A 12,574-nucleotide genomic window follows, 5' to 3' on the forward strand; every position below is an offset into this window, starting at 1 on the left:
GTCAGAACGTCCTGGCGCCGTTGATCATCAGCCGCACGGCGTACAGCGAGGTGGTGCCGCATATATAGAGCACATTGCGCTTGATGCCGCCGAACACGCAGTTGGCCACCACCTCCGGCACCTTGACCTTGCCGATCAGGGTCCCGTCCGGATCGTAGCAATGGATGCCGTCGGCGGCACTGGTCCAGATGCGCCCCGCATCGTCCAGCCGGAAGCCGTCGAACAGGCCCGCCGTACAGTCCGCGAACACCTCGCCGCCGCGCAGTTTCCCTCCTTCGCCCACGTCGAAAACGCGCATATGCGCCGGATTCTCCGCGCCGTGGGTGCGGCCGGTATCGACCACATAGAGCTTCGTCTCGTCCGGCGAGAAGGCGAGCCCGTTCGGCTTGACCATGTCGGTGACGACGGCCTCGATCGCCCCGGTCGCCGGATCGACGCGGTAGACATAGGAGGCGCCGATCTCGCTCTCGGCCTTGTCGCCTTCGTAGTCCGTGTCGATGCCGTAGGTCGGATCGGTAAACCAGATCGAACCGTCCGACTTCACCACCACGTCGTTGGGCGAATTCAAGCGCTTGCCCTGCCAGCGGTCGGCAATGGTGACGATGGTTCCGTCGTGCTCGGTGCGGCTGACGCGCCGCGCCTGGTGCTCGCAGGTGACCAGCCGGCCCTGGCGATCCACCGTATTGCCGTTCGAATTGTTGGAAGGCTCGCGGAACACGCTGACCGAGCCGTCGGTCTCGTCATACCGCATCATGCGATTGTTGGGGTTGTCGGACCATATCAGGTAGCGGCCCGCGGGAAACCACGCCGGCCCTTCCGCCCATCGGCAACCGGTGAACAGCTTCTCCACATGGGCCGAACCGTTGAACAGCCGCGCAAAGCGCGGATCAAGAACCTCGTAGTCCTGCGCAGGCATGGTTTCCTCCCGTCATGCGTTGCAATTCGCATATGGCAGACAAGATCACCATGGCGTCAAAAGCAAGGGGCGCGGCCGAAGCCGCGCCCCATTTGTCCTACTTATGCGGAAATTCGTCACTCGATGTCGAAGGACACGCCTTGCGCCAGCGGCAGCGCGTTCGAATAGTTGATGGTGTTGGTGGCGCGGCGCATATAGGCCTTCCAGGCGTCGGAGCCGGACTCGCGGCCGCCGCCGGTCTCCTTCTCGCCGCCGAATGCGCCGCCGATCTCGGCGCCCGAGGTGCCGATATTGACGTTGGCGATGCCGCAGTCCGAACCGTCGGCGCCCAGGAAGCGCTCGGATTCCCGGATGTCGCGCGTGAAGATCGACGACGACAGGCCGGCCCCCACCGCATTGTGCAACGCCAGCGCTTCGTCGAAGTCGGAATATTTCATCACGTAGAGGATCGGCGCGAAGGTCTCCTCCGTCACCGGCGCGACCTGCCTGGGCATCTCCACCAGCGCCGGATGCGCGTAATAGGCATCCGCACGGCCGTTCTCGACGCGGGCGCCGCCCGTAACCTGGCCGCCCTGGGCCCTGGCTTCGGCAAGCGCCTTCTGCATGTGGTCGAAGGCAGCCTTGTCGATCAGCGGCCCGACCAGCGAGGACGTCTCCAGCGGATTGCCCACCGACACGCTCTCGTAAGCCTTCTTCAGCCGCGGCACCAGCTTGTCGTAGACGCTCTCGTGCACGAAGAGACGGCGCAGCGTCGTGCAGCGCTGGCCGGCCGTGCCCATCGCGCCGAAGGCGATCGCGCGCAGCGCCATGTCGAGGTCGGCCGAGGGGCAGACGATGCCGGCATTGTTGCCGCCCAGCTCCAGCACGGCGCGGGCGAAGCGCCTGGCCAGCCGCGGGCCGACCTCGCGTCCCATGCGCGTCGATCCCGTGGCCGAGACCAGCGGCACTTTCGGGTGGTCGACCAGCACCTCGCCGACGGCGCGGTCGCCGACCAGCACCTTGAGCAGCCCGTCCGGCGCATCCGCGCCGAAGCGCTTCACCGCGCGGGCGAAGATCGCCTCGCAGGCCAGCGCCGTCAGCGGCGTCTTTTCGGAGGGCTTCCACACAACCGCGTCACCGCACACCAGCGCCAGCGCCGCATTCCACGACCACACCGCCACCGGAAAATTGAAGGCCGAGATGACGCCGACCACGCCGAGCGGATGCCAGGTTTCCATCATGCGGTGGCCGGGGCGCTCGGTGGCGATGGTCAGGCCGTAGAGCTGTCGCGAAAGACCGACGGCGAAGTCGCAGATGTCGATCATCTCCTGCACTTCGCCCAGCCCCTCGGACGGGATTTTCCCCACCTCGATGGACACCAGCCGGCCGAGTTCTTGCTTGTGGGCGCGCAGTTCCTCGCCCAGAAGTCGCACCAGTTCGCCCCGCCGGGGGCCCGGAACCAGCCGCCACCTGGCGAACGCCGCATGCGCGGCCTCGATCGCCCTGGCGGCACCCTCGGGCGAAATCTGCCGCAACGCCGCGATCTGCTCGCCCGTCACCGGTGTATGCACCGCAAGATCGCCGCCCGAAAGAGCGTCTTTCGCAACGCCCAGCCTGGCAAGCAGGTCCGCCGTCTCATTCGCTATCGTCATCGTCATCTCCTCTCGGACTGTCAGGCTTTGCGCCATGATCGCGGCAGGGTTCGCTGCCGGTGCCGTCAGGCTGTGCCATTATCCGTTTCGCGTCCGCTGCGCCACCCCGGCATGGTCCAAGGCAAGGGTGGATGCCTTGATCCAGTCTCATGCGGAACCCAGCCTCATATAGGCATTGCGGATGCGCTCAGCCCGTGGCGGGGGCCGGAACTGTGCCGGCGCTCTCGCGCACCAGCCGGTCGATGTGCATGCGGATATGGGCCGCTTCCGCCGGCGTGTTCGCCAGCGCGATCGCCCGGTCGAAGGCGACGCGGGCCTCCTCGTTGCGGCCCATCCGCATCAGCAGGCCGCCCCGCAGGCCATGGAAATGGAAATAGCCGGACAGCCGCTCTTCCAGCGGCTCGATCATGGCAAGTGCGGCTTCCGGCCCGCGCAGCTTGGCCACCGCCACGGCGCGGTTCAGCGTCACCACGGGCGAAGGCTGCATCTGTTCGAGCAGGCCGTAGAGCAGATCGATCTCCTGCCAGTCCGTGTCCTCGGGCTGCCGGGCGCGCGCATGCAGAGCGGCAATCGCCGCCTGCACCTGATAGGGGCCAGGTTTGCCATGGCGCAGGGCCTTGTCCACCAGTGCCAGCCCCTCGTCGATCATGTCGCTGCGCCACAGGCTGCGGTCCTGGTCTTCCAGCAGCACGATGGCGCCGTCGGCGGCGAAGCGCGCCGGTGCGCGCGCATGCTGAAGCAGCATCAGCGCCGCCAAACCCATGATCTCGGGCTCCGCCGGAAACAGACGCAGGAGCAGCCGGATCAGACGGATCGCCTCGTCGGCAAGCTGCGCGCGCGCCGCGGCCTCGCCGCCGCCCGGCGAATAGCCTTCGTTGAAGACGAGATAGATCATGGCGGCCACCGCCGCCAGCCGCTCCGCCCGGTCCACCGCCCCCGGCGTCTCGAACGGCACCCCGGCATCGGCGATGCGCGCCTTGGCGCGGGTGATGCGCTGCTCCATCGCGGCTTCGCTAACCAGGAAGGCGCGCGCGATCTGCTTGACCGAAAGGCCCGAGACGATGCGCAACGCCAGCGCGATCTGCTGCGTTTGCGGCAGGTCGGAATGGCAGCAGATGAACAGAAGCCGCAGGATGTCGTCACGATAATGCGCGCCGTCCAGGCGTTCGACGGCATCCGCCTCGACGTCGCCGAGGTCGGAGACCTGGTCCTCTTCCGGCATCGGCGCCTGCCTGGCCCGCTTGCGCAACTGGTCGATGCCGCTGTTGCGCCCCACGAAGATCAGCCAGGCGGCAGGATCGCGCGGCGGCCCGTTCTTCGGCCACGCCTTCAGCGCCCGCAGGCATGCCTCCTGGAACGCTTCCTGCGCCATGTCGAGGTCGCGGAAATAGCGCAGCAACGCCGCCATCGCCTGTGGGCGGGCCGCGCCGATGGCTGCGCTGATCCAGGCGGCGTCGGTCATATCGTCGCCGCGACCCTGTTGAGGATGCTGATGGGCCGGATCTCGTAGGAGCCGCCGCTCGGATTGACCTCGGAAAGCTCGCGCGCGAAATCGACCGCCTCGTCGAGACTGTCGCAATCGACCGTGTAGAAGCCGAGAAACTGCTCCTTGGTCTCGGCGAAGGGCCCGTCGATGACGACGGGCTCGCCCTTGACCTTGCGCAGCGTCGTCGCCGCCGTGGTCGGCAGCAGCCGGGCCACCGGCCCGAGCTTGCCGGCCCTGGCATATTTTTCCTGGACGGCGGCCAGCTTGGCCATGACTTCGTCGTCCTGCTCCTTGCTCCAGGAACAGACCACGTCTTCGGAGGCGTAGCAGAGAATGGCATAGAGCATGGTTCGTCCTTCCGTTTCATAAAGGACGAGACAGTAATGCCGTTCCCGACGCTGCGTCGATGAATTTTACGCCGATGCGGGGTACGCGAGCCGGCGCGCCCCGGCAGCTCCGCCGGAATCGGGCGAAGCGCCCTCACCAGCCTCCAGGCCGGCGAGGGGCTGAAGCCGGAGCCTCAGAAAAACGCCTGCAGACCCGTCTGGGCGCGGCCGAGGATGAGGGCGTGCACGTCATGCGTGCCCTCGTAGGTGTTGACCGTCTCCAGGTTCTGCGCATGGCGCATGACGTGGTAGCCGATCTGGATGCCGTTGCCGCCATGCATGTCTCGGGCCTGGCGCGCGATGTCGAGCGCCTTGCCGCAATTGTTGCGCTTGACGATGGAGATCATCTCCGGCGCCATCTTGCCCTCGTCCATCAGCCGGCCGACGCGCAAGGAGCCCTGCAGGCCCAACGCGATCTCCGTCTGCATGTCGGCGAGCTTCTTCTGGTAGAGTTGCGTGCCGGCGAGCGGCTTGTCGAACTGCTTGCGGTCGAGCCCGTATTGCCGCGCCCGGTGCCAGCAATCCTCGGCCGCGCCCATCGCGCCCCAGGAAATGCCATAGCGGGCGCGGTTGAGGCAGCCGAACGGACCTCCCAGGCCCCGGGCGTTCGGCAGCAGCGCCTCTTCGCCCACCTCGACGCCGTCCATGACGATCTCGCCGGTGATGGAGGCACGCAGGCTGAGCTTGCCTTCGATCTTGGGGGCCGAAAGCCCCTTCATGCCCTTGTCGAGGACGAAGCCGCGGATGACGTCCTTGCCATCCTCGCCCTTCACCTTCGCCCACACCACGAACACGTCGGCGATCGGCGCGTTGGAGATCCACATCTTGGAGCCGGAAATACGGTAGCCGCCGGCGGTCTTCTCGGCGCGCGTCTTCATGCCGCCCGGGTCGGAACCCGCATCCGGCTCGGTCAGGCCGAAGCAGCCGATCCACTCGCCGGAGGCCAGCTTCGGCAGGTATTTCCTGCGCTGCTCTTCCGAGCCGTAGGCGTGGATCGGATACATGACCAGCGAAGACTGCACGCTCATCATGGAGCGATAGCCGGAATCGATGCGCTCCACCTCGCGCGCCACCAGCCCGTAGGTGACGTAGTTGGCGCCGAGCCCGCCATATTCCTCCGGCACGGTGACGCCCAGCAGGCCGGCCTCGCCCATCTCGCGGAAGATGGCAGGATCGGTCGTCTCGTGCGCATAGGCCGCCTCGATGCGAGGGGCGAGCTTGTCGGCGGCGAACGCCGCCGCCCCGTCGCGCACCATGCGCTCGTCTTCCGAAAGCTGGTCTTCTAGCAGGAAGGGATCGTCCCACACAAAGGCGTTCTTGTCGCTGGCCATTGGCACCGTCTCCAAACCGATGATGGCGGCTTATCGGCCCCTGACAGTGAAAAATCAAATGAAATTGCCTCGGCGATCAATGAGGATTAGGAATGGATCATGAGTGTCCAACGCCGCCTGCTTCCGCCCATCGGGGCGCTTGCCGCCTTCGAGGCCGTGGCGCGCCTCGGCAGCTTCACCGCAGCCGCCCGCGAACTCGCCCTGACGCAGGGCGCCATCAGCCGCCAGATCAAGCAGATCGAGGCGCAACTGGGACGACCGCTGTTCCGGCGCGACAGCCGCAACGTCGAATTGACGACCGAGGGCGAAGCCTATGCCGAGACCGTCCGCTCGGCGCTGGCGCAACTGCGCGAAGCGGCGGTGCAATTGATGAGCGGCCGGCATGCCGGAACGCTCAATCTCGCCATCCTGCCCACATTCGGCACGCGCTGGCTGATGCCGCTCGTACCGGATTTCGTGGCCAGGCACCCCGACATCACCATCAATTTCGCCACGCGCATCGGCCGCTTCGATTTCGCCCGCGAGCGCCTGGACGCCGCCATCCATATCGGCCAGCCGGACTGGCCGGACGCGGATTCGACATTGCTGATGAACGAGGAGGTCGCGCCGGTGGCCACCCCCGACTTCCTGAAGGACCGCGCCATCGCAGTTCCTGCCGACCTCGGCCGCCAGCCGCTGCTCCACATGGCCTCGCGCCCGGACGCCTGGGCGCAATGGTTCGAGCACCAAGGCCTCAGCGCCCCTTCCGGCCCCGGTATGCGGTTCGAGCACTTCTCGACCGCCGCGCAGGCCTGCCTGGCGGGGCTGGGCGTGGCGCTGCTGCCGCTGTTCCTGATCCAGGGCGAGTTGCAGCGGGGCCAGCTCGTGCCGGCGCCGGGCGGCCCGATGCGCAGCCGCAGCGCCTACTATCTCGTCGTGCCGCGCGAGAAGCGCCTGCATCCGCCCGTGGTCAGCTTCCGCGACTGGCTGCTCAGCAAGGTGGCCGAACCGGTCTGACGGACCCCGCCCGCGGGCGATGAGTCGCGGACGGACTCCGTTGGCGCTTTTTGTCAATTCCTGTTTGCCGTCGGATTCGAGTAAGGTTAAATTAACACCGAATCAGGCGTTTCCCGGGGGCGGGGCGAACCACCAAAACTGTGATGTTCCGGATTTTCCGGCACAAGGCGCGGACGGCTTCGCGTTGCCCCTGACGGATTCGTCCGGTCGGGCACATTTGTCGTGCCTGGTGTTCCAATGTGAAGTCGACGCGTACCCGCGTCCGGCCGCTGGTCATGCCAGCGCCGGGCATGAGAATGGATTCGGGCCTGCCAGAGAAGATGACAGCAACCGCAGCGCAGCTTTGTCCGGACACATTGGCAACGCGCCTGGCATCGCGCGGCGACCTGACCGCCTTTCTCATGCAGCTTGCCGCCGAAATCGGCGCCGACAGCTACATGCTGGTCGCCACCGTTCCTTCCCAGGCCCGCAGCAACGCCCGCATCGTGGCCTCGAACTGGATCTTCGACACCATCGAACTGATCGGCCGGCGGCTGATCGCCGCGCTCGCCCAGGGCCCGCACACCGCCGCCCCCGGCATGCCGGCGCTGCCGCTCCTGGCGGCCGAAGCGCCCGCGGCCGACGGCGTCGTCACCGGCGAGGAAGCGAGGCTGCTCGACGTACTCGGCCATGCCGAGATCTACGCATTGCAGCTCGATGTCGGGCGCCAGCGCCTGTTCATGCTGTTTTCCGCCGAGAAAGCCGGAAGCATCGACCAGACCGGCCTCACCCGCGCCCAGTTGAAAAGCTGCTACGCGCTTTCCCAGACCCCGCAACTCGTGACCGACACTGCCGCGCAGGACACGCTTTCCGAGCGCGAGCGCGAATGCCTGTTCTGGGTATCGGAAGGCAAGACCACCGACGAGGTCGCCGTGATCCTCGGTGTCTCGGCCAACACCGTCAACAGCTACATCACGCACGCCATGCAGAAATTGTCGGCCTCGAACCGCCCCATGGCGATCGCGACGGCGATGAGGAACGGAATCATCTGATGCCTGCCCACGCCCTGCCCGACGAGAGCAGCGACCTGCCTGGCTCCTTCGCCCCCGGCATCCACGCGCTCCAGGCGCCCTCCATGCCCGATGTGGTGCGCCGTTTCCGCTGGGTCGCCGCCGATATCGGCGCCACAGCGTTCGGCCTCTACACGCTCGGCCCCGCCGTCGAGCGGATGCGGCTGGTGGCGTGCTTCGATTCCGACTATCCCGGCATCAGCGCCTTCACCCGCGCGCTTTCCGACGGCCCGGCCGGCGAGATCGCCCGGCATGCGCGGGCATCCACGCAGCCATGCTGGTGGGCCGAGGGGCCGGCCGCGGGCGCGCAGGCCGGGTTTCAGACGCTGGCCTGGGCGCAGCCGGTGGCGCAGCCTGTGCCCGGAACGGCCGGCATCGCCTTCCCCGTCCATGCCGATCGCGGGCATTGCGGACTGGCGATCTTCATCGGCGCGGACATTGCATTGGACGACGACGGGCTGTGCGATGTGCATGCCCGCTGTTTTTCGCTGTTCGGGGCCGTGGCCCGCCTACGCCTCAACGAGCCGGGACACCATCGAGCCATGTCCAAGCGCGAGCTGGAATGCCTGCGGCTGACCGCCAACGGCTACACCAGCGAGGAGATCGCCCGCGCGCTGAAGCTGTCGGTCCACACGGCCAATCAGTACCTGACCCAGTCGGCGCAGAAGCTCAACGCCGTCAGCCGCACGCAGGCGGTGGCCAAGGCGCTGCGGCTCGGGCTCATCGAATAGGGCTCGATCCCGAAAGGCGGGTCACCGCGCCGCAGCGGCGGCAGGACTGGCCTTGCTCGGGCGCAGGCGGGCCGCCTCAAGCGCGGCGGCAAGGAAGTCCGTGTTGGTGGCGGGGTCCTCGTGCGGCTGTTCGAAGGAGACGTAGTTCAGCACCACGCCTGCTTCGTGCTCGGTCAGCGTGAGCTGGAAATAGACGGTCACGCCGCGCGGCCTCAATTCCAGGTCCAGCACGATGCGCGGGCTGCCGCTCCAATCCACATGCGCTTCGCCGCCATGGCCGAGCCGCAAGGTGCCCGGCATGAAGAACAGTTCGGAAGCCGAGTCGACCAGGTCGGACAGGCAGGCGAAATGCTCAAGCCGGATGAAGGCGATGTAGTCGGCGACATCGATGAGGCGCAGCTCGACCACCACCTGCTCGATGGACCGGGCAACGATGACCTCGCGGGAAAATGCGTGCGGCTGTCGATCCATGACACCTACCGGCGCTCGGCCTTGTTCGAGTAGACGATTCGCACAAGCTCTGCGACCGCTTGATAGAATTGTGACGGGATCACGCTATCAACTGAAACTTGCTTGTACATGGAGCGGGCGAGCGCGACGTCCTCGAAGACCGGGATGCCGTGCTCCGCGGCGATCTCGCGAATCTTCAGCGCCACGAGGTCCTGTCCCTTGGCCAGAACGACGGGGGCCGCGTCCTCCTCGCGCACATATCGGAGCGCGATGGAATAGTGGGTCGGGTTGGCGATGACGAGCGTGGCGCGCGGCACCGCCGTCATCATGCGCCGGCGCGCCCGATCACGGGCGACCGAGCGGATGCGCGACTTCACGATCGGGTCGCCTTCCGACTGCTTCAGTTCGTCCTTCACCTCCTGCTTGGTCATGCGCATGTCCGACTTCCACCGGAAGCGCGACCACACGAGGTCGAAGGCGGCGATGGCGCCCATGACGAAGACGATCGCCAGCAGGATGTCGACGGCGATCGAACGGATGACCAGCCCGAATTCCCACGGATTGGTGATCATCCCGGCCAGCAGCCGGCGCGGGTCGTCCGCCAGGGTGAACACCAGCACGGCGATGGCGAAGCCGAGCTTGGCCACCGACTTGAGGAACTCCACGAAGCCCTGGGCGCCGAACAGCCGCTTCCAGCCCTGGGCGAGCGAGATACGGGAGAATTGCGGCTTGATGCGCTCGCCGACGAATTGCGGCACGTTCTGGAAGACCGATGCGCCGATGCCGGCCACCACCAGCAGCACCAGCAGCGCGACCACGGCACGGCCGATCTCCAGAAGCACGACCCGGTAGATGGTGATGACGTCGGCGGCAGTATCCATGGGCCAGGCTTCCGGCTTTTCCATGAACACCGACAGGAACATGCCCAGCCCGACGATGCCGTCCTTGGCATAGAAGAGCGTGAAGACCAGAATGGCGACGAAGGATGCCAGGATCGCGGTTTCCTTCGAATGGGGCAGCTTGCCCTTTTCGATGGTGTCGCGGATCTTTTTTTCCGTGGCTTCCTCGGTTTTGGACTCCTTGTCGTCGTTTTCGGCCAAGGCGCTGCCTCCCTACGCAAGCGGATCAGGCAGCGTCGGCTTCCTTGGCCTCGCCGGCGGCTTGCGCGGCAGGAAGATCGAACAGGCCCTCCCGCGACAGGCGTATCGTGGCGGCGACGACCGTCTTGCGCGCCTGCACGATATCGGCCGGCTGGATGCCCTGCGCAGCCTGCGCGAGCTCGGATTCGATCATGCGGCGCGCACGCGCGCCGATCGAGGACAGCACCGCCTCGGTCAGGTCCGCAGGCGCGCCGCGCAATGCCAGCGTCACCACTTCCGTCGACAGCCCGTCGAACACCAGCACCCGCGCCTTCTGCACCAGAAGCGGCATGTCCTCGAAATTGAAGATGCGGGCGCGAACCCCGGCGAGGTCGGGGGTTCCGGCCTCTTCCAGATCGCGCATGGTCTCGTCGAGCTGGGACTTGTCCATCTCGTTGAGCACGTCGGCCACCCGCGCCTGACCGGCGGTCGTGTCCTTGGTGGACTTGTCGGAGAGTACGCGGCTGCGGAGCTGGTTCTCCACCATCGCGGTCGCCTTCTCGGGCACGTCGCCCAAGGTGACCATGCGCTTGAGGATCTCGCTGCGCAGCCCCTTGTCCAGCGTCAAAAGCACCTTGGCCGTGGCCTGGGAAGCCAGGTTCGACAGGATCATGGCCGAGGTCTGCGGATGTTCCCCCGCAATGAAGGCGCCGAGCCGCGCGGGGTCCAGCGCCTCCAATTCCGGCCAGATAGGCGGCGGGCCGGCCGGCAGCTCGGGCCGCTTGCCCCGCATGATGGCGTCGACCTCTTCCGGCGACATCGATTCGCTCAGGAGCGCGTCCATGTTGTCGGCCGAGTCGAGCAGGCCCGCGCCTTCCGTGAACTCGGCCTCGAATTCGGCCACGATGCGTTCCAGATCGGCCTGCGGAATCGTGCGCAGCAGGCGCGCCGCCTCGATCAGCGCCTTCAATTCCTCCTGCTTGAAGAATTTCAGCAGGCGGCTGGCCGACGGCTTGCCCATGGCGACCAGTATGGCGGCCGCCTTCTGCGCGCGCGTCAGCGCAAGCTGCGTCGTCAAGGCATCGTCCTCCCTGGCACGAATGGATGGGCCGCCGGCATGCTCAGGCGCTCTTCGCCTGAGCGATGATCTCCGTCAGCCTGATGCCGAAACGCGAGGAATCACTTTCGAGCACCGTGATCTCGCCGCGCGCGATCCGACGGCCGTTGACCACCACGTCCACCGGCTCGCCGATGCGTCTGTCGAGCGCCACAGTCGAGCCCTTTTCCAGCGTCATAAGCTGCGAAACCGGCATCTCGGCGCTGCCGAGCACGATCTGCACGTCGACGGGAATGTCCATGATGACGCCGGAATGAGACGGGCGACCCTTCTCCTCGCTGGCGCTTGCGCGCCTTTCCTCGTCTTTCAGCACGCCGCGCAGCTCTTCGATGGCGCGATCGAGCTGCTCGTCGGGCGCTTCGGGTTCTGGCGTGTCTTCATTGTCGCTCATGCGTCGTCTCCAACTGTCATCGGCCGGCATCAATCCGGCAGCAATCCGTCCATGAGTTCCTGGCCGGCATCGTAGGTACGGTCGATTCGCACCGTGTAATTCTGCCCGAGTTTGCCGAACTCGCATATGAACAACGTCTTGTCCTTCGCAGAAAGGCGGGCGCAGGAGCGGGCTTTCGGCTCGATCTCGATCACCTGCCCGGCCTCCAGCATCGCCAGTTCGCCCAGCTTCAGCCGGGCAAGCGGCATGGTCGCCTCAAGCCTGACCGTCGAGCGCATGACCTCTTCGGAAAAGCGCGCGCGCCAGTCGGCGCCGGTGACGGCCTGGCCGCCGTCCGCGACCGCATCGCTGCGCAGCGAAATCAGCACCCGCTGCGGCACCAGCACCGACACGACCCCCATGTCCGCCTGGGTCGAGACGGCGAAGTCGATGCGCACCGCCGCGCCGTCGCGCAGCGGGCGTCGCCTGGCCTCCGCGCCTGAAAGCGCCTTGGCCAGCGGCAGGCGCAGGTCCAGCGAGCGCTGGCCCGACCCGTTCAGCGTCTGGGCGACCTGTTCGAACACCAGCCTGGCCACGTCCGTCTCGATCGGTGAAAGCTCGCGCTCGATGGGGGCTGCGGCAGCGGCCGGATCGCCGCCGAACATGGCGCACACCACCACGGCGATGGTTTGGCTGTCCATCACCATGGTGAGCGCATCCGACGAAAGGGAAGACGGCACCACCGTCAGCGCGAACACCTCGCCGACATGCGCGCGGGCGGCGCTCGTGCGGTCCACTTCCACCGCCTTCAAGTCGATCGCCAGCGATGGGGCGATCTCCTCCACCAGCCGTTTCTGCAGCGCCGGAAGGGCGCGTTCGGCCAGGGAGCGCGCGCGGCCGAGGACCAACGAGGCTTCGGCGCTGTCGCCGATCAGGCGCTCGATGACCGGCGAGCGGGCCGGAGAAGCCGAGCCCGGACCCGTCATGGCGCCGTGCGCTCCGCAGCCTTGGCCATATCCTGTTCCTTACCGT

13 protein-coding genes are annotated in these 12,574 nt (G+C 66.8%); 3 read left to right on the forward strand and 10 right to left on the reverse strand.

Annotated elements, in window-relative coordinates:
- Position 1: 1 nt before the first annotated feature.
- The 5 genes from ACTDI4_RS18705 to ACTDI4_RS18725 all read right to left on the reverse strand — a co-directional run bounded on the left by ACTDI4_RS18705 (position 2) and on the right by ACTDI4_RS18725 (position 5,750).
- A complete protein-coding gene (locus tag ACTDI4_RS18705; protein WP_442842574.1) occupies positions 2 to 916 on the reverse strand; it encodes an SMP-30/gluconolactonase/LRE family protein in 915 nt (304 codons plus the stop codon).
- A gap of 116 nt (positions 917 to 1,032) precedes the next feature.
- Positions 1,033 to 2,547: an L-piperidine-6-carboxylate dehydrogenase gene (gene amaB, locus ACTDI4_RS18710; RefSeq protein WP_442842575.1), complete on the reverse strand. Its 1,515-nt coding sequence runs from the start codon at positions 2,545 to 2,547 to the stop codon at positions 1,033 to 1,035.
- Positions 2,548 to 2,734: 187 nt separating this feature from the next.
- A complete protein-coding gene (locus tag ACTDI4_RS18715) occupies positions 2,735 to 4,009 on the reverse strand; it encodes an RNA polymerase sigma factor (RefSeq protein WP_442842576.1) in 1,275 nt (424 codons plus the stop codon).
- Positions 4,006 to 4,380 carry a YciI family protein gene (locus ACTDI4_RS18720; protein WP_442842577.1) on the reverse strand — a complete coding sequence of 125 codons (375 nt, stop codon included), beginning with the start codon at positions 4,378 to 4,380 and terminating at the stop codon, positions 4,006 to 4,008. Before ACTDI4_RS18720 ends, ACTDI4_RS18715 begins: the two co-directional genes overlap by 4 nt.
- Before the next feature lie 173 nt (positions 4,381 to 4,553).
- A complete protein-coding gene (locus ACTDI4_RS18725; RefSeq protein ID WP_442842578.1) occupies positions 4,554 to 5,750 on the reverse strand; it encodes an acyl-CoA dehydrogenase in 1,197 nt (398 codons plus the stop codon).
- A 99-nt stretch (positions 5,751 to 5,849) separates the two neighbouring features.
- On the opposite strand from ACTDI4_RS18725, the gene ACTDI4_RS18730 reads away from it, so the two are divergent.
- The 3 genes from ACTDI4_RS18730 to ACTDI4_RS18740 all read left to right on the forward strand — a co-directional run bounded on the left by ACTDI4_RS18730 (position 5,850) and on the right by ACTDI4_RS18740 (position 8,526).
- Positions 5,850 to 6,746 carry a LysR family transcriptional regulator gene (locus ACTDI4_RS18730; protein ID WP_442842579.1) on the forward strand — a complete coding sequence of 299 codons (897 nt, stop codon included), beginning with the start codon at positions 5,850 to 5,852 and terminating at the stop codon, positions 6,744 to 6,746.
- A 320-nt stretch (positions 6,747 to 7,066) separates the two neighbouring features.
- Complete coding sequence (locus tag ACTDI4_RS18735) at positions 7,067 to 7,777, forward strand: helix-turn-helix transcriptional regulator (protein ID WP_442842580.1); 711 nt, start codon at positions 7,067 to 7,069, stop codon at positions 7,775 to 7,777.
- On the forward strand, positions 7,777 to 8,526 hold the full coding sequence (locus ACTDI4_RS18740; protein ID WP_442842581.1) for a LuxR C-terminal-related transcriptional regulator: 750 nt from the start codon (positions 7,777 to 7,779) through the stop codon (positions 8,524 to 8,526). The genes ACTDI4_RS18735 and ACTDI4_RS18740 overlap by 1 nt, the downstream gene beginning before the upstream one ends.
- Positions 8,527 to 8,547: 21 nt before the next feature.
- On the opposite strand, the gene ACTDI4_RS18745 is transcribed toward ACTDI4_RS18740, so the two are convergent.
- The 5 genes from ACTDI4_RS18745 to ACTDI4_RS18765 are packed head-to-tail and all read right to left on the reverse strand — an operon-like array spanning position 8,548 to position 12,528.
- Positions 8,548 to 8,997 (reverse strand): hypothetical protein, encoded by a 450-nt coding sequence (locus ACTDI4_RS18745; protein WP_442842582.1) that lies wholly within the window; start codon positions 8,995 to 8,997, stop codon positions 8,548 to 8,550.
- 5 nt (positions 8,998 to 9,002) lie between these two features.
- The gene (gene flhB, locus ACTDI4_RS18750; protein WP_442842583.1) at positions 9,003 to 10,076 is read right to left on the reverse strand and encodes a flagellar biosynthesis protein FlhB; all 1,074 of its coding nucleotides are present in this window, start codon (positions 10,074 to 10,076) and stop codon (positions 9,003 to 9,005) included.
- A 25-nt stretch (positions 10,077 to 10,101) separates the two neighbouring features.
- Positions 10,102 to 11,133, reverse strand: coding sequence for a flagellar motor switch protein FliG (locus ACTDI4_RS18755; RefSeq protein ID WP_442842584.1), 1,032 nt, complete (start codon positions 11,131 to 11,133; stop codon positions 10,102 to 10,104).
- Positions 11,134 to 11,176: 43 nt separating this feature from the next.
- The gene (gene fliN / locus ACTDI4_RS18760) at positions 11,177 to 11,563 is read right to left on the reverse strand and encodes a flagellar motor switch protein FliN (protein ID WP_442842585.1); all 387 of its coding nucleotides are present in this window, start codon (positions 11,561 to 11,563) and stop codon (positions 11,177 to 11,179) included.
- A gap of 29 nt (positions 11,564 to 11,592) precedes the next feature.
- Positions 11,593 to 12,528 carry a FliM/FliN family flagellar motor switch protein gene (locus tag ACTDI4_RS18765; RefSeq protein WP_442842586.1) on the reverse strand — a complete coding sequence of 312 codons (936 nt, stop codon included), beginning with the start codon at positions 12,526 to 12,528 and terminating at the stop codon, positions 11,593 to 11,595.
- Between the last annotated feature and the right edge of the window lie 46 nt (positions 12,529 to 12,574).

The sequence above is a fragment of the Mesorhizobium sp. PUT5 genome (genome assembly GCF_052216645.1).
In the GTDB taxonomy this organism is placed as follows: Bacteria; Pseudomonadota; Alphaproteobacteria; order Rhizobiales; family Rhizobiaceae; genus Mesorhizobium.

What these genes read in the sequence shown, in the direction of transcription:
- ACTDI4_RS18765 (WP_442842586.1), bottom strand. Translation starts at nt 12,528, where the DNA reads ATGACGGGTCCGGGCTCGGCTTCTCCGGCCCGCTCGCCGGTCATCGAG.
- ACTDI4_RS18705 (WP_442842574.1), bottom strand. Translation starts at nt 916, where the DNA reads ATGCCTGCGCAGGACTACGAGGTTCTTGATCCGCGCTTTGCGCGGCTG.
- ACTDI4_RS18740 (WP_442842581.1), top strand. Translation starts at nt 7,777, where the DNA reads ATGCCTGCCCACGCCCTGCCCGACGAGAGCAGCGACCTGCCTGGCTCC.
- amaB (WP_442842575.1), bottom strand. Translation starts at nt 2,547, where the DNA reads ATGACGATAGCGAATGAGACGGCGGACCTGCTTGCCAGGCTGGGCGTT.
- ACTDI4_RS18745 (WP_442842582.1), bottom strand. Translation starts at nt 8,997, where the DNA reads ATGGATCGACAGCCGCACGCATTTTCCCGCGAGGTCATCGTTGCCCGG.
- ACTDI4_RS18715 (WP_442842576.1), bottom strand. Translation starts at nt 4,009, where the DNA reads ATGACCGACGCCGCCTGGATCAGCGCAGCCATCGGCGCGGCCCGCCCA.
- ACTDI4_RS18730 (WP_442842579.1), top strand. Translation starts at nt 5,850, where the DNA reads ATGAGTGTCCAACGCCGCCTGCTTCCGCCCATCGGGGCGCTTGCCGCC.
- ACTDI4_RS18720 (WP_442842577.1), bottom strand. Translation starts at nt 4,380, where the DNA reads ATGCTCTATGCCATTCTCTGCTACGCCTCCGAAGACGTGGTCTGTTCC.
- ACTDI4_RS18735 (WP_442842580.1), top strand. Translation starts at nt 7,067, where the DNA reads ATGACAGCAACCGCAGCGCAGCTTTGTCCGGACACATTGGCAACGCGC.
- ACTDI4_RS18725 (WP_442842578.1), bottom strand. Translation starts at nt 5,750, where the DNA reads ATGGCCAGCGACAAGAACGCCTTTGTGTGGGACGATCCCTTCCTGCTA.
- fliN (WP_442842585.1), bottom strand. Translation starts at nt 11,563, where the DNA reads ATGAGCGACAATGAAGACACGCCAGAACCCGAAGCGCCCGACGAGCAG.